This window comes from Citrobacter sp. Cpo037 (assembly GCF_030332945.1).
GTDB classification, from domain to species: domain Bacteria; phylum Pseudomonadota; class Gammaproteobacteria; order Enterobacterales; family Enterobacteriaceae; genus Citrobacter; species Citrobacter portucalensis.
Genome location: NZ_JAOWGW010000054.1, coordinates 76,379 through 91,801 on the forward strand (window position 1 = coordinate 76,379; position 15,423 = coordinate 91,801).

Here is a 15,423-nt window from a genome sequence, read left to right on the forward strand (position 1 = left end):
TACCTCGCTTTATTACCGCGCAGTGTAGGACCAATGCGGGTTGATGTAAAACTTTGTTCGCCCCAGGAGTTTCGCTCGTGTATACTCCTTGTCCTTATAAAAGTCCCTTTCAAAATCGCGTCGGTGCTTTACAAAGCAGCAGCAATTGCAGTAAAATTCCGCACCATTTTGAAATAAGCTGGCGTTGATGCCAGCGGCAAACCGAATTTATTAAAGGTGAGAGTTACATGCCGGTAATTAAAGTACGTGAAAACGAGCCGTTCGACGTAGCACTGCGTCGCTTCAAGCGTTCATGCGAAAAAGCAGGTGTTCTGGCGGAAGTTCGTCGTCGTGAGTTCTATGAAAAACCGACTACCGAACGTAAGCGCGCTAAAGCTTCTGCTGTGAAACGTCACGCGAAGAAACTGGCTCGCGAAAACGCACGCCGTACTCGTCTGTACTAATCCATTGAGAGCCAAAGCTCTCAATTCAGACTGAGTTGTAGTTGTAAGGCCGTGCTTCCGGAAGGAATGCGCGGCTTATTTTCGTTTATACACGTCATCATTCAAGCTGCCTCAGTGTTGGCTGCAGTCGCTCACCCCAGTCACGTACTGCTGTACGCTCCTGAGGATTCGCTTCCTTGCCGCCTTGATGCATCCTGAATGATTTTGTGTATATGAGTCATCAAAAAACAGGGGCTTATGGCTGGACGAATTCCTCGCGTTTTTATCAATGACCTGCTGGCAAGAACCGACATCGTCGATCTCATCGACGCGCGGGTAAAGCTGAAAAAGCAGGGCAAAAATTATCACGCGTGCTGTCCGTTCCATAACGAAAAAACCCCCTCTTTCACCGTAAACGGTGAAAAACAGTTTTATCACTGCTTTGGGTGTGGCGCGCATGGCAACGCCGTCGACTTTCTGATGAACTACGACAAGCTCGAGTTTGTGGAAACCGTCGAAGAACTGGCCGCAATGCATAACCTTGAAGTGCCCTATGAAGCAGGCAGTGGCCCCAATCAGATAGAGCGCCATCAACGGCAAAGCCTTTATCAATTGATGGACGGCCTGAACACTTTTTATCAACAGTCTTTGATGCAGCCCGCCGCTACCCCTGCGCGCCAGTACCTGGAAAAGCGAGGATTAAGTAGCGACGTTATCACCCGTTTTGCTATTGGTTTTGCGCCCCCCGGCTGGGACAACGTCCTGAAACGGTTTGGCGGCAATGCTGAGAATCGCAAATCGCTGGTCGATGCGGGGATGTTGGTCACCAACGATCAGGGACGCAGTTACGATCGCTTCCGCGAACGGGTGATGTTCCCCATCCGCGACAAACGTGGTCGGGTCATTGGTTTTGGTGGACGCGTGCTGGGCGATGCCCTGCCGAAATATCTGAACTCCCCGGAAACCGATATTTTCCATAAAGGTCGCCAGCTGTATGGCCTTTATGAAGCCCAGCAGGATAACGCCGATCCACAGCGCCTGTTAGTGGTAGAAGGCTATATGGATGTGGTGGCGCTGGCGCAATACGGCATTAACTACGCCGTGGCATCCCTTGGGACGTCAACTACCGCCGATCACATCCAACTGTTGTTCCGCGCGACGAACAACGTAATTTGCTGTTACGACGGCGACCGTGCCGGACGTGACGCAGCATGGCGCGCGCTGGAAACCGCACTGCCCTATATGACAGACGGACGCCAGCTACGCTTTATGTTTTTACCTGACGGCGAAGACCCCGATACGCTGGTGCGTAAAGAAGGGAAAGAGGCCTTTGAAGCCCGGATGGAGCAGGCGCTGCCGCTCTCCGCGTTTTTATTTAACAGCCTGCTGCCGCAGGTTGATTTGAGTACCCCGGACGGACGCGCGCAGCTCAGTACGCTGGCATTACCGTTGATTACTCAGGTACCAGGCGAAACGTTGCGCATTTACCTGCGACAGGAGTTGGGGAACAAGCTCGGCATTCTGGATGACAGCCAGCTTGAACGTTTAATGCCTAAACTGGCAGAAAATGGGGCTTCCCGCCCTGTTCCACAGCTAAAACGTACGACCATGCGTATACTTATAGGGTTGCTGGTACAGAACCCGGGCCTCGCCCCGCTGGTTCCACCGTTAGGCGCACTGGATAGTAATAAGCTGCCTGGACTTGGCTTATTCAGAGAACTGGTCAACACTTGTCTGGCTCAGCCAGGTCTGACCACCGGGCAACTTTTAGAACACTACCGTGGCACAAATGATGCTGCGACCCTTGAAAAACTGTCGATGTGGGACGATATAGCAGATAAAGATATCGCGGAAAAAACCTTCACCGACTCACTCAACCATATGTTTGATTCGATGCTTGAACTGCGCCAGGAAGAGTTGATAGCTCGTGAGCGCACACACGGTTTAAGCAGCGAAGAACGCCGGGAACTCTGGACACTGAACCAGGAACTGGCCAAGAAATAAGAGAAAGACAAAACAAAGACAAAATCATTCGCGTTGTATCAAGGCAGCAAGTGAACGAACGCCTGGGAGTGTACATAAGTACATGACCAGGATGACAAATCCGCCGGGAGCGGATTTGAACGCTGCTTGCGGCGGCCCCGTAAGGGGCGAGGCTCAGGATGAGCCGAGTAACGAACGCAGCTAACGCAGAGACAACGTGAAAGATGAAGTATTTAACGGCTTAACTGCCGAATATCGATCGGGAAGCCCCCGACAGCCGCACGGAGAGGCAGCGGCAAAATATAAGTATGCCCTCGTTTTGCCGTTGGCGGTTTTACCGCCCAACACCAATCAAACGAATTAAGTGTGGATACCGTCTTATGGAGCAAAACCCGCAGTCACAGCTGAAGCTTCTTGTCCAACGTGGTAAGGAGCAAGGCTATCTGACCTATGCCGAGGTCAATGACCATCTGCCGGAAGATATCGTCGATTCAGATCAAATCGAAGACATCATCCAAATGATCAATGACATGGGTATTCAGGTGATGGAAGAAGCACCTGATGCCGATGATCTGCTGCTTGCTGAAACCTCCAACAGCACCGATGAAGACGCGGAAGAAGCGGCTGCCCAGGTTCTGTCCAGCGTTGAGTCCGAAATCGGTCGTACGACTGACCCGGTCCGCATGTACATGCGTGAAATGGGTACCGTTGAACTGTTAACCCGCGAAGGCGAAATCGACATCGCTAAACGCATCGAAGACGGGATTAACCAGGTTCAATGCTCCGTTGCCGAATACCCGGAAGCTATCACCTACCTGCTTGAGCAGTACGATCGCGTAGAAGCTGAAGAAGCACGTCTTTCCGATCTGATCACTGGCTTTGTCGATCCAAACGCGGAAGAAGACATGGCGCCAACGGCGACCCACGTCGGTTCTGAACTCTCTCAGGAAGAGATGGATGACGATGAAGACGAAGATGAAGAAGATGGCGACGACGACAGCAGCGATGATGACAACAGCATCGACCCTGAGTTAGCGCGTGAAAAATTCGGTGAACTGCGTACTCAGTACGAAATCACTCGCGACACCATCAAAGCGAAAGGCCGCAGCCATGCTGCCGCGCAGGAAGAAATTCAGAAGCTGTCCGAAGTGTTCAAACAGTTCCGCCTGGTGCCGAAGCAGTTCGACTACCTGGTAAACAGCATGCGCGTCATGATGGACCGCGTGCGTACTCAGGAACGTCTGATCATGAAGCTCTGCGTTGAGCAGTGCAAAATGCCGAAGAAAAACTTCATCACCCTGTTCACTGGCAACGAAACCAGCGAAACCTGGTTCAACGCGGCAATCGCGATGAACAAACCGTGGTCTGAAAAACTGCACGACGTTGCAGATGACGTTCACCGCGGCCTGCAGAAACTGCAGCAGATTGAAGAAGAAACCGGCCTGACCATCGAGCAGGTTAAAGATATCAACCGTCGCATGTCCATCGGTGAAGCGAAAGCCCGCCGTGCGAAAAAAGAGATGGTTGAAGCGAACTTACGTCTGGTTATCTCTATCGCTAAAAAATACACCAACCGTGGCTTGCAGTTCCTGGATCTGATTCAGGAAGGTAACATCGGTCTGATGAAAGCGGTTGATAAGTTTGAATACCGTCGTGGTTACAAGTTCTCCACCTATGCAACCTGGTGGATCCGTCAGGCGATCACCCGTTCGATCGCGGATCAGGCGCGTACCATCCGTATCCCGGTACATATGATTGAGACTATCAACAAGCTCAACCGTATCTCCCGTCAGATGCTGCAAGAGATGGGCCGCGAGCCGACGCCAGAAGAACTGGCTGAGCGCATGCTGATGCCGGAAGACAAGATCCGTAAAGTGCTGAAAATCGCTAAAGAACCTATCTCCATGGAAACGCCGATCGGCGACGATGAAGATTCGCATCTGGGTGATTTCATCGAGGATACCACCCTCGAGCTGCCGCTGGACTCTGCGACCACCGAGAGCCTGCGTGCCGCAACGCACGACGTTCTGGCTGGCCTGACCGCCCGTGAAGCGAAAGTTCTGCGTATGCGTTTCGGTATCGATATGAACACCGACCACACGCTGGAAGAAGTGGGTAAACAGTTCGACGTTACCCGCGAACGTATCCGTCAGATCGAAGCGAAGGCGCTGCGTAAATTGCGCCACCCGAGCCGCTCTGAAGTACTGCGTAGCTTCCTGGACGATTAATCTCGCCGCATAAGCATAAACGCCACCGCAAGGTGGCGTTTTTCTTTATAGTCCCCGCCTGACCAGGGCGTCATTCACTTCCCGATACGCCTCTACCAGTTTATCCAGCGTGATCCGGCTTAACCCGCTGGGATTCGGCAATACCCATATTTGCGTCGCGCCAATAGTCAGCGTCTGTTTTCCCCACTGCGCCCCACGCTGGCTAAGCCCCTGCTCAAATGCCTGCTTCCCAAGGATAGCGAGCGCAGCTGGCTGATACTCTTCTATTTTCTCAATGAGCAGACGACCACCGTTACGCATCTCCTGTAGCTTCACTTCATTGGCTTGCACCGTTGGTCTGTCGACAAACTTAGTCACGCCGCAGCGAAAGTCCAACAGATGCTGTGCCTCTTCAGGTTTAAGCTGGCGCTCGGTGAATCCCGCCTGATGGATGACCTTCCAGAAGCGATTGGCGGGATGTGCAAAGGGGAATCCTGTACCTGCGGAAGATAGCCCCGGATTGATGCCGCAAAATACCACCCGCAGCCCCGGTGCCAGTATGTCCTTAACCATAATTACTCCGAACAATACATCAAGGGAACAAGTATAACGGACTGAAAATACATTGTTTATAAAAACAGCATCCGTACGCTTATGTCTGGATTGCAACGCGGAGTTACTTTATAATCCACCGCCAAGGCCCCTTAGCTCAGTGGTTAGAGCAGGCGACTCATAATCGCTTGGTCGCTGGTTCAAGTCCAGCAGGGGCCACCAAATAAAACAAGGAGTTAGATGAGAAATCATCTGACTCCTTTTTCGTTTTATACGAATCGGGTCAGGTAATGGGTCAGGTAAGGAATTGCCTCCCTGCCCTCTTCATCTCGCTGCCAGCATCCCCGGATAGTGCTTCGCCACGATATCATTCATCTTTTCTGTCAGGTCGATACGTTTAAAAGTGATGTGCGCGGTTCCTTTCTGGAAGTAACGTATACTGAAAAAATCATCTTCGTAAATATCCTTCGAAGGGTTATCCCGAATATGTTCCATCAATCGAGTAGTAACATCGCCACGGTTATCGGGTATCGGTTTACCATCCAGCAGAAATAACATTCGTTCCAGGTCCGCTAATTGATCCCGCCGCCATCCCCAGTTCAAACTAAATCCCCAGCGGCTATGCGTCACCAGATTGTTGACGATGATCTTTTTACCAAAGCTGCAGGGACTATTGGTTTTGTAATCCCACGACAGCCCTTTGAAGACATTGATAATGCCACGCTCAAACACATCCATTTTGTTCAGATGTAGCTGCTCAAAAGTACTGAGGATATTTGCCTCGCTGATGGCGGGCAGATCCCCCTCCTCCAGGTTCTTATGCCACTGGTCACGGGCCTGAGCATCCATCAAGGCCATCATGCCAGACTTCAACATCAAGTCTCGCCAGATACTACGGTCAATATTGCGGGTAACGGAAGGCAGCGCTTTGTCTACCTTTTCGGTCATCCAGCTATCGTAACGGTGCCCGGCCTTCATCGCCCAGTCTTGCGCTGTGCCACCGCCAATTTCTGAGGTTAGCCGTGAAATGGCATCAAGCTGCTGAATGAGTTGTTCTATCTGTTTCAGTGCGGCATCGCGGCCAGTCACTATGCGTTCAATACTGGTCGAGCAAATCAGCTTGCTATGATCGGTTAATACTTCAGCTTTAGTTTGCATGACATTTTGTCCTTAAAAAGCAAACGCGCCCGCCGGGTAATGGCAGGCGCATTATGCAATATGTAAACAAGGGAGAAAGCTCAGAAATTTAAATCAGGAAGGTTGTACGCAATATTCACCGTACTACGTTGTTACGGCTTTGCCGCAACAAGCCAGTTGCCTGCCGTGCTCGCAGAATATCTGCTGCCCGAAGATAAGGTGATTGTTCCTGCCAACTAAACCTTCTGCGATCGATACGAACAAGCTCGTATTTTTCCACCAGAAAGTTAACGGCATTGGCCAGCGTGATACCTGCATCGATATGTTCCTGTATAACGGATTCATCCCTGAACGGCGTGTCGTTCAGGGTCAGGCCGTAGTGTTGTTCCAGCAGGCGTGTCAGTAGAATTTGCCAGATAGCCACGGGTGACAGGCAGGGTTTTACCGCCCGCGAAGTTGCTGCAGATTGAGGTTTCATGCTTGCTCTCGTGAAAGTAATTAGCGCTTAGTGGGGTAAATGGCGATGTATACGTAGCCGCAACTGCCGAGGGTGTCGGCTTCGCAGGTAAAACCGGTGTGGTACAGGGTGACGCAATGAACGTGTAGGGGATTCAGTTCACCGGAGGTCAGCATCGATTCCATCTGGCTGATAAAGTGCGGGAATGTTTCATCCAGCTTCTGGCATTCGGCGTCACTGAACTTACCGGTGATACTGGCCCGGTCAGCTAGGTAGTGCAGCCGGTTGCCCTCCTGCACCAGACGTGTTCCCAGGCGCGGCGTGATATCGCGCTGCAAGCCCCAAGTGATGTTGCTCATTACAGTTCTCCACTATTGTCAGTTTAGGGTGATGCTCATCAGGCAGGCATAAGGCCCGTTGCGGTCCTGGCGGCGTTCGGCGTACACAGCCAGGACTCCTGTGATATCCGGAACGTCCCTGCCGGTGTAATGGCAGACGCTACCGTGCCACTGATATTTTCCGGTGCAGTAGCGAAAGATTCGGGACTCAGGATGCTGGCGGTATATCGTCATTGCCCGGCGTTTACTGATAATTTTCATGTCATACCTCACAGCAGACCGTGTTCTGCGAACGAATAGATTTGCCTGCCGCCGACAATCAAGTGGTCAGGGACGCGGATATCCACCAGCTGAAGCACCTGCACCAGTCGCTGCGTGAGGGTTTTGTCAGCCTGGCTGGGTGTTGTCTCACCAGAGGGATGGTTGTGCGCGAGTATCACCGCCGCCGCGTTGAAGTACAGGGCACGTTTTACCACTTCCCGGGGATGCACCTCGGTACGGTTAATCGTGCCTGTGAAGAGCGTCTCATGGGCAATCAACTGATTCTGGTTGTCCAGATACAACACACGGAACTCTTCCCGCTCAAGCGCGGCCATATGCAGTCGCAGCCATTCACGTACGGCGTGGGTAGAGGTGAAGGCCACGCCGGGCTCATGCAGGTGGCGGTCCAGAGCCCTGAGCGCCCGCTGAATGAGACGCCGGTCCTGTGGCGTCATCTCGCCGGGTAAAAAGGAAAGCTGTTTCATCTGTTGCTCCTTCGGTCAGTCGATAATACGCAGAATGGCGTGGGCCTCTGGATGCTGCAGGGCGTAGTCCCGCAGGCGGTAATAGTGTTCAGTCATGGCATCGCATTGGGTGCGACAGGCGTGATGGCTGTACGCAATCAGGCAGACAGCAATACCTGCGGCTTCTGCACTCATTTGGGCATCGTTGCCGTTCAGGCAATTAAACAGACGCCATGTCTCATCATTGTCAGACTCGGGAGCCATAAACGCCCCGCCATTGCTGAGGGTGTAAAAGGACCAGATACCACCGCTATAGGTCGAACAGAAGCGATCCATCCAGGCGAAAATACGGGGTTCCAGCGTTATCCACTGCGGGATAGCGCCAAAGTGCAGTGGCCAGAAGCGGATGCGTTGTTCGTCAGGTACTGGTGTTGCAGTAAGGTCTAATTGAGGTTCATTAGCGGATATCAATTCGCATTGAGTTTCTGTCGTCATGGATATTCTCCGTCAATAAAAAACGCCAGCGACGATGGCTGGCGTATGGGGGTATGCAGGAATGATGAATGGGTGTGGTCAGCAGGAGGATGCTCTGAGGATGCCATACTGCCGGATATAGCGGTTAAGTCCTTCACCGGCATCCGGTTCAAAACACCACGCCCGCCAGACCATTCGACCTTCAGCGTCACGAACCACCAGGCGGAAGTGACTGCGCTGGTCATCTTCAATAGAGATGTTTTGATACCGGCTGGTAACAGCTTCGGCCTGCTGTCGGGTGAAAGGTCCCGTTGGTAGTAATTGAAGTTCAGACATTCTGATAACCTTTAAAGACAAAGCCCCTGACGCAGACGCGTCAGGGGCTTTGAGAGAGTGTTGTTGTGCGGATTCAGTCAGAAACCTGTTTGCACCTTATACAAGCGCAAAGTTTTGCTGCCCCGGACAATCTTTACATACAGGGCATTATCTTTTGTGCCACGCACAAACCCGGCCTTCACATCCCCTTTGCAGTCGCCGCCGTCATAAGGGATGTTAAGTCCGGTGTTAAATACCAGGTCAATAAGCCCGAAACTTAAATCTTCACAGGCTGGACCGGGCATGTCCTGAATCAGGGCAAACTTACGGTCATCACTGACATCGGCCATTGAGCAGACTGTAGTGTTGATGTTATTACCCTGGCACCAGTATTCCTGGCCGGGTTTGTCTTTATCCATCAGACTTTCCGGAAGCTGCGCGGCACCGGCGCTGAAAGCCGCGAGCGAGAGAATTAAAGCCGGGATAACAGAGGTCACTATTTTCAGCATGGTCTTCTTCCTGAATAAATGCGAACCGGATTGCGCCAGATATACCTGCAAGCCATCTGGCGCGGTTAAAACATCTGTAACCAGATCCTCAACAGTTACCGGTTCGGCGGCAGAGTTCAGCCATGCTCTGCTTTGCCACCCATTGCTGCAGCTCCCTGTCTTTTTGAGAACGCTTAGTCTCCAGCGCGGCCTGTTGTTTGGGATTGACGCAGTTATCAGGCACGACCATCAGGGTGTTTGATTTAAATTTTGTCCGGGCTAGTCGCACTGTCTCTGCCGGGTCATCAGTTCCACTCGCTCGCTGCTGCGCCTCGTCAAGCAATGCAGCCTGTGTATCAATCAGAACGAAACCACATGCCTTTCCCTCACCCTGGTAGACAGATGTCAAATCGGAGGAAGAACCACTGGCTGTTTTGAGCGCCAGTTTGCGTACCGTTTTAGTATTTTTATCGGCCAGAAAATAGCCTCCATTGTATCCCTGACGTAGCAGGAATTGCCGGGTCCAGGGATAATTATCGATCACTCTGGCACCATACAGCGCGTTGCTAAGGGTATGATTGTCCAGACCATCAGCTGATTTCCAGCCATCTGCCTGCATGTACTGCCAGGCCTTAACCGTACCCACGATATTTTCAGCGGCTACTGGCAAAACTGTTCCGACGCACAGGCTGAGCGCCAGCGTGGTTGCAGTGAGTAATTTCATTTTTGCTCCTTAAAGGGTGAAAAACCGTCGTCACCGACAACGAAAAGTGAATGGAAAGTTTGAAAGTGAGGTAAAACCCGAAGAAAATCTGGGTGTGACAACAGGTTACGTACCTGTGTATCCGGGACAAAAAGCGCAGGGTTGAATGTGACTGTGTGAATATCACCCAGCGTGAAAACCGTTATATGTCCCTCATGTTCACCGGTCAGGTACCAGCAGCCGTCGCTGCACACCAGTCGATAGGGAGCCAGACCAGTGCAACGATGACCCTCTGCCAGTAGCGTTACCCGACGGTGTTCTGTGATGGCGCGAATCAGTCGCGTAAACACTTCAGGGCGTGCTTGCATCCTGACGTTGGTGCTGTGCCAGATAAGGCAGGGAGACTCGCTGGCGCTCAACAGAGAGTTGACCAGTTGGTTGTCTATATCCGGAAAAAGCGCCTCCACACCGGACTGACGGACAAAGGTCTGCACCGTCAGCTCCCTCTGACGGCTGCCGGACAGCAGACGACATTGCCCGTTACGGAATTCCAGATCGAGATAGGCCAGACGCTCGCGAAAATCCCGACGCAATGTGCGCACTGACACGCCAAATTCGGCGGCCAGTGTCTGTATGATCAGCGTTTCTCCCGCCACAAGACGGCTGATAATCAGCGACAGCCGGACCGCAAGGCGCTCATGGCGGCGCTCAGACTGAGACATGAGAGGCGTTCTCCACCCTGTTAATGGACTGAAAATTAAGTGATTAGTGTAACGAGAGGGTCGGACAGGATACGGACAGCGGAAGCGGTATTTTTTCTGCATGCTGAATGCAATCAGAATGCGGTTCCGTAGCCTTATCAAGGAAAGCCTGCCTGGAAATCGATCAACGAACGGACAGGGGATGTCCGTACGCTGCCGGAGCTAACATTCGTTTGCCGCAAATCCGGAGAGCATAGCTTCCGCCATCACCCATAGCGCCCGGTTGAGCTTAACGTCGCCGTCAATGCCGCGCACGGCACGGGTATGCGTTCGCCCGCCTTTTGCACTCCGGCCACTGAGCCCACCCTTAATCAGGTTCTCCTGAATACGCTGGTATGTGGTCCACAGGTCATTGCTCTCATCCTGCCAGCGCCGGGGGGAAAGCACCTAAGGTGCTGTCACCGGCTGGTGGTCCTCACCGAAACGGTACGTCAGTGCAGCCTGAGCCAGAGCCTGTTGTGCCGGTGGCGACAGCATCAGAGACTGCATGGCATCCCGCTTTTCCTCCACCCGGTCAAAAATCCCCAGTACCTCATATGCCCCTTCTATCACCTGACTCACCACGTCCCCTTGTGTGGCACCCGTACCTCGCCAAAGGATTCGCCGCAGACGAGCCCATTCTGACAAACCGCACGAAATAATCCCGGCAGCATCTGATATGAACTGGTGCCGTCATGCGAGTTGAGCAGAATGATTTCCGGGACCTGTTTACCGGTAATCTGTCCCTCCCGGCGCAGGCGCAACATGTGCTTTGTGTGTTCCCGACGACCCGGGTCACGCACCCGGGTCTGACAGGCAAAGAACGGCTGGAAGCCTTCCCGTTGCAGGCTGTCCAGCAGGGAGATGGTCGGAATATAGGTATAACGTTGACTGCGGGATTCGTGTTTGTCCTCACTGAACACGCTGGGCACCACGCGAAACAGCTCTTCACGGGTTAACGGACGATCACGACGGATAAGGTTTGCTGCGCCAAAGCGCGAAGCCAGACGGGTCATAAGCAGACTCCTCATAACGGGAAAAACAATAAAAGAAAGCCCCGTCGCACAGGCGACAGGGCTCAGGGAGTAACAGGTAAGAATTAAACGCTCAGAAGAAGAAATCCCAGACGGCGCGGGCCACTGACACCACGGTGGTGCGCACGGCCTGAATGACGGCCCGCACCGGGGCGGGTATCAGGGGAAAGGCACTGATGCTATCGAGTACGGCACCGACGGTTTCACCAAAATCGCTACGGGCCTGCTCCTGGACTACCGTCGTGCGAAAGGGATGCTGTAGTTGCGTCACCACCGGGCTGCTGGCCTCGCGTGGCAGACACTTAATCATCCGCTCAGCCATCACCCGTAATCCCCACTGCAGACGGACCGATACGGCACACACCGGATGCACGGGCTGGAACAACTCATGCAGCAGGCAGATTTTGCGGCTGATGTTTTGCTTCTGCTCTGTGGATAATCGTTCTCCTCCGCTGGTGGGCTCAGCCTTGTCCGACTGGCTGATAACAAACAGCACCTTATGCCGGTATGCCTTACCAATCACCTGCCGGTAAAAATGCTCATCCACCGCCAGTGCCCGATCATCAGCCTTAATCAGCCACAGTACCAGGTCGAGCCGGGGAAGCTGTTCACGGTACAGCCCGGCATACTCAGTATCGCGAGCACCACTTTCCCCCACGCCGGGCAGGTCCACCAGCGTCATATAGCGCTCGCCAACCTGCAGACGAAAGCGCAGAGGTTCACGGGTACAGGCCGCCACATCGCTGACCGGCGACACCTCACCGGCAAACAGGGCATTGCACAAGCTACTCTTTCCCGCCCCGGTTTTGCCCATAATGCCAATCACTGGTTCGTAGTGGGTTAACTGCGTTATCTGCTGCAGAATACGCTCTGATACCCACTGCGGCAGGCCAGAAAGCGATTGCTGCAACGACTGAAAACCTTCAGATTTTTTCATCACTGCTCCTCTGAAATGAAAACAAAAACGGCAGAACCATGGGGTTCTGCCGTTAATGGGATATGTTCAGGATGATGATATATATCTGTATCTTTTTTAGATAAACCCGCTCAATCAATGATGAGATCAGGAATGCGTTTTGTTTTTTTCGGTTATCACTACGGTTAATTCTACCAGAACAATTTACACTGCAGCCTGTCCCACTCTTTTCTTATTTCAGCGAGTTGATGTTCACCTTTTTCCTTCATAGCTTCTGTAGCTTCATGCTGCAACTCGGTATCTGGCTTTCACAAAGCCGAACTGCCGCTTGATGATGCGAAACGGGTGCTCCACCTTGGCACGGATGCTGGCTTTCATGTATTCGATGTTGATGGCCGTTTTGTTCGTAAGCGTTAAGTGAGCGCCGTATTGACGGTTATTTATCGGTAAGAACCACGTTCCATGGCAGCAGTTCGGCCACTTTGTTGCTGGGCCACTCCGGCAGTACGCTCAGGATATGGCGAAGGTAGGCTTCCGGATCGATACCATTCAGCCTGCACGTCCCGATCAGTCCGTACAGCAGGGCTCCGCGCTCACCACCGTGGTCGCTGCCGAAGAAGATAAAATTCTTTTTCCCAAGACAGACGGCACGAAGGGCTCGTTCGGCAGCGTTGTTATCAGGCTCTGCCAGGCCATCTTCACAGTAGTAGCACAGCGCATCCCACTGGTTCAGGACATAAGCGAACGCTTCGCCCAGACGGGACTTTTTCGACAGCGTCTCATTTTTTTCTACCAGCCATTCATGCAGCGATGCCAGCAGTGGTTTGCTTTGCGATTGTCTGGCTGCCAGACGCTCTTCTGTCGTGAGGCCGCGTATTTCTTCTTCTATCGCGTACAGCTCACCGATACGTTTCAGGGCTTCTTCCGCTGTCGCTGTGTGAGTGCTTATATAGACATCATGGATTTTTCGGCGGGCATGGGCCCAACATGCGGCTTCTGTCAGCGGCCCTCCTTCACGTTCCGGACTGAACAACCGATCGTAGCCTGCGAAGGCATCCGCCTGCAGCACACCATGATAGTGGCGAAGGTGTTGCTGAGGATGTTTTCCCTGCCGGTCTGGCGAGAAGGCGAACCATGCCGCTGGCGGATCTGATGAACCTGCGCTTCTGTCGTCACGTACATACGTCCAGATACGCCCGGTTTTCGTCTTCTTTCTGCCCGGTGCAAGCACCGGAACCGGAGTGTCATCCGTATGCAGTTTGTGGCAGTCCATCACGTAGTGGTAAAGGGCCTCATCCAGCGGGGCCATTAACCGGCAACATGCATCCACCCAGTTGGAGAGCAGAGCCCGGCTCAGATCCACGCCCTGACGGGCAAAGATTTCGCACTGGCGATACAGCGGCAGGTGTTCGCAGTATTTGGCCGTTAACACGCGGGCCAGCAGACCCGGCCCGGCGATACCCCGATCGATGGGACGTGATGGCGCAGGTGCTTCAACGATACAGTCACATCGGGTGCAGGCCTTTTTCACCCTGACCGTGCGGATCACTTTCAGGGCGCTGGAGACCAGTTCCAGCTGCTCCACGCTGACTTCGCTGAGGTACGCCATACCGCTGCCGCATTCCGGACAGCTGGTTTCCGCAGGATCCAGCCGATGTATCTCGCGGGGAAGGTGTGCCGGTAACGGGCGACGATGGCGGGACTGACGTAACTGGCGAGGTACCTGCGGATCGTCTTCCCGTCCGTTGTAGCGATCGCTTTGCTGCTCCTGCTGTTTCAGCAGGGCTTCGGCTTCTTCAACCTGTCGGCGAAGTTTTTCGGAGCGGGTACCGAACAACATTCGACGCAGTTTTTCTATCTGTGCCCGCAGATGCTCTATCTCGCGCTCTTCGTTCTCTATTTTCTCTTCTGCGCGGGCCAGTGCAGAACGCAGGAACGACTCAGTCTCTGCAACGAGACTGAGCTGACTGTCTTTCTGGCGAAGCGCGTCTTCCAGCGCAGCGATACGGGCGAGATAGTCGTGATTCATAACCGCTTTTATAATGCGGTTATGATTTTTTTACAACATTGTCAGTGAGTTAAGGCGGGATATTTTTGGCTGGCGCCAGTCCAGCTTATCAAGGAGCATGGCAAGTTGTGAGCGGGTGATCGCGATTTTGCCGTCGCGTACAGCAGGCCAGACGAACTGTCCCTCTTCCAGGCGTTTGATAAACAGGCACAGACCATCAGCATCAGCCCAAAGTATTTTCACGGTATCGCCACGGCGTCCCCGGAAGATAAACAGATGGCCGGAGAAGGGATCCTCATCCAGAACGTGGTGTATCTGTTCGCCCAGCCCGTTGAAGGATTTACGCATATCCGTGGCCCCGGCGACCAGCCAGATGCGGGTGCCTGACGGGAGGGATATCATTGTGTCCTCCCGGTCAGTTCGCGGATCAGCACAGTCAGCAACTCTGACGACGGGTTCTCCAGCGTCATTTTGCCGTGGCGGAACTCAACATGACAGGAAGTGGCGCTGGCGTGAGCGGAGGAGAACGTACACAGAGTGTCATTCTCTGCGGCGGGCAACGGGTCGTTGATAACGTCGACGGACAACAGAGTCGGAGAAGCCGGAAGAGATTGAGGTACCACCGGCCCCACGATAGTTGCAGGCATTCGACGAGAGATTCGCCCCTCTCTCTGCCAGAGGCGTAGCCACTTAAAAATGAGATTATTATCAACGCCATGTTCCCGCGCCAGTTGTGCGACGTTGGCATCTGGTCGTGAAGCCAGTTCGACCATCCGAAGTTTGAAGTCACTGGAATAGACGGTACGCGATTCAGTTCGCCAGTTGGCAGCATTTTCCATAAACAGAGCTCCTTCTAAATTAGACGGAGCTCTAAGCTAGCGATCCCGGGACTGGAATCACAGGCGGCAGTGACTTGACGCTTAC

18 protein-coding genes, 1 tRNA gene and 2 pseudogenes are annotated in these 15,423 nt (G+C 53.2%); 4 read left to right on the forward strand and 17 right to left on the reverse strand.

Annotated features, from left to right (window positions below):
- Positions 1–227: 227 nt before the first annotated feature.
- The 3 genes from rpsU (at position 228) to rpoD (ending at position 4,633) form a co-directional block, all read left to right on the forward strand.
- Complete coding sequence (gene rpsU, locus OGX94_RS09705; RefSeq protein WP_001144069.1) at positions 228–443, forward strand: 30S ribosomal protein S21; 216 nt, start codon at positions 228–230, stop codon at positions 441–443.
- 237 nt (positions 444–680) lie between these two features.
- Positions 681–2,426: a DNA primase gene (dnaG, locus tag OGX94_RS09710; RefSeq protein ID WP_063941841.1), complete on the forward strand. Its 1,746-nt coding sequence runs from the start codon at positions 681–683 to the stop codon at positions 2,424–2,426.
- A gap of 359 nt (positions 2,427–2,785) precedes the next feature.
- Positions 2,786–4,633, forward strand: a complete 1,848-nt coding sequence (gene rpoD, locus OGX94_RS09715; protein WP_003024699.1) for an RNA polymerase sigma factor RpoD — start codon at positions 2,786–2,788, stop codon at positions 4,631–4,633.
- A gap of 45 nt (positions 4,634–4,678) precedes the next feature.
- Here the strand turns inward: rpoD and mug are convergent, their stop codons facing one another.
- Entirely contained in the window at positions 4,679–5,185 is a 507-nt protein-coding gene (gene mug / locus OGX94_RS09720; protein ID WP_149281949.1) for a G/U mismatch-specific DNA glycosylase, read from the reverse strand.
- 125 nt (positions 5,186–5,310) lie between these two features.
- On the opposite strand from mug, the gene OGX94_RS09725 reads away from it, so the two are divergent.
- Positions 5,311–5,386, forward strand: a tRNA-Ile gene (locus OGX94_RS09725).
- Between the two features lie 102 nt (positions 5,387–5,488).
- Here OGX94_RS09725 and OGX94_RS09730 read toward each other — a convergent pair.
- From OGX94_RS09730 to OGX94_RS09805, 16 genes and pseudogenes are all read right to left on the reverse strand, one after another.
- Positions 5,489–6,322 (reverse strand): DUF4942 domain-containing protein, encoded by an 834-nt coding sequence (locus OGX94_RS09730; protein ID WP_148361457.1) that lies wholly within the window; start codon positions 6,320–6,322, stop codon positions 5,489–5,491.
- A gap of 115 nt (positions 6,323–6,437) precedes the next feature.
- Positions 6,438–6,779 carry a TA system toxin CbtA family protein gene (locus tag OGX94_RS09735; RefSeq protein ID WP_048215514.1) on the reverse strand — a complete coding sequence of 114 codons (342 nt, stop codon included), beginning with the start codon at positions 6,777–6,779 and terminating at the stop codon, positions 6,438–6,440.
- Positions 6,780–6,799: 20 nt separating this feature from the next.
- Complete coding sequence (locus OGX94_RS09740) at positions 6,800–7,117, reverse strand: type IV toxin-antitoxin system YeeU family antitoxin (protein ID WP_046495841.1); 318 nt, start codon at positions 7,115–7,117, stop codon at positions 6,800–6,802.
- An 18-nt stretch (positions 7,118–7,135) separates the two neighbouring features.
- Entirely contained in the window at positions 7,136–7,357 is a 222-nt protein-coding gene (locus OGX94_RS09745; RefSeq protein ID WP_000691995.1) for a DUF987 domain-containing protein, read from the reverse strand.
- Positions 7,358–7,365: 8 nt separating this feature from the next.
- The gene (locus OGX94_RS09750) at positions 7,366–7,842 is read right to left on the reverse strand and encodes a JAB domain-containing protein (RefSeq protein ID WP_046495838.1); all 477 of its coding nucleotides are present in this window, start codon (positions 7,840–7,842) and stop codon (positions 7,366–7,368) included.
- A 15-nt stretch (positions 7,843–7,857) separates the two neighbouring features.
- Complete coding sequence (locus OGX94_RS09755) at positions 7,858–8,316, reverse strand: antirestriction protein (protein ID WP_053463660.1); 459 nt, start codon at positions 8,314–8,316, stop codon at positions 7,858–7,860.
- A gap of 78 nt (positions 8,317–8,394) precedes the next feature.
- Entirely contained in the window at positions 8,395–8,631 is a 237-nt protein-coding gene (locus OGX94_RS09760) for a DUF905 domain-containing protein (protein ID WP_046495830.1), read from the reverse strand.
- A 77-nt stretch (positions 8,632–8,708) separates the two neighbouring features.
- Positions 8,709–9,119: a hypothetical protein gene (locus OGX94_RS09765; protein WP_103798304.1), complete on the reverse strand. Its 411-nt coding sequence runs from the start codon at positions 9,117–9,119 to the stop codon at positions 8,709–8,711.
- Between the two features lie 88 nt (positions 9,120–9,207).
- A complete protein-coding gene (locus tag OGX94_RS09770; protein WP_103798305.1) occupies positions 9,208–9,822 on the reverse strand; it encodes a hypothetical protein in 615 nt (204 codons plus the stop codon).
- A complete protein-coding gene (locus OGX94_RS09775) occupies positions 9,819–10,523 on the reverse strand; it encodes a WYL domain-containing protein (RefSeq protein WP_103798306.1) in 705 nt (234 codons plus the stop codon). The genes OGX94_RS09770 and OGX94_RS09775 overlap by 4 nt, the downstream gene beginning before the upstream one ends.
- A gap of 201 nt (positions 10,524–10,724) precedes the next feature.
- Positions 10,725–11,557, reverse strand: a pseudogene (locus OGX94_RS09780) (DUF932 domain-containing protein).
- Positions 11,558–11,648: 91 nt separating this feature from the next.
- On the reverse strand, positions 11,649–12,512 hold the full coding sequence (locus OGX94_RS09785) for a GTPase family protein (protein WP_286569129.1): 864 nt from the start codon (positions 12,510–12,512) through the stop codon (positions 11,649–11,651).
- A 273-nt stretch (positions 12,513–12,785) separates the two neighbouring features.
- Positions 12,786–12,896 (reverse strand): annotated as a pseudogene (locus tag OGX94_RS09790) (IS5/IS1182 family transposase); the annotation flags it as partial.
- Between the two features lie 31 nt (positions 12,897–12,927).
- Entirely contained in the window at positions 12,928–14,520 is a 1,593-nt protein-coding gene (locus tag OGX94_RS09795; RefSeq protein ID WP_004902302.1) for an IS66-like element ISKox1 family transposase, read from the reverse strand.
- Between the two features lie 30 nt (positions 14,521–14,550).
- The gene (tnpB, locus tag OGX94_RS09800) at positions 14,551–14,901 is read right to left on the reverse strand and encodes an IS66 family insertion sequence element accessory protein TnpB (RefSeq protein ID WP_004189161.1); all 351 of its coding nucleotides are present in this window, start codon (positions 14,899–14,901) and stop codon (positions 14,551–14,553) included.
- Positions 14,898–15,338 (reverse strand): transposase, encoded by a 441-nt coding sequence (locus OGX94_RS09805; RefSeq protein ID WP_004189163.1) that lies wholly within the window; start codon positions 15,336–15,338, stop codon positions 14,898–14,900. Before OGX94_RS09805 ends, tnpB begins: the two co-directional genes overlap by 4 nt.
- Between the last annotated feature and the right edge of the window lie 85 nt (positions 15,339–15,423).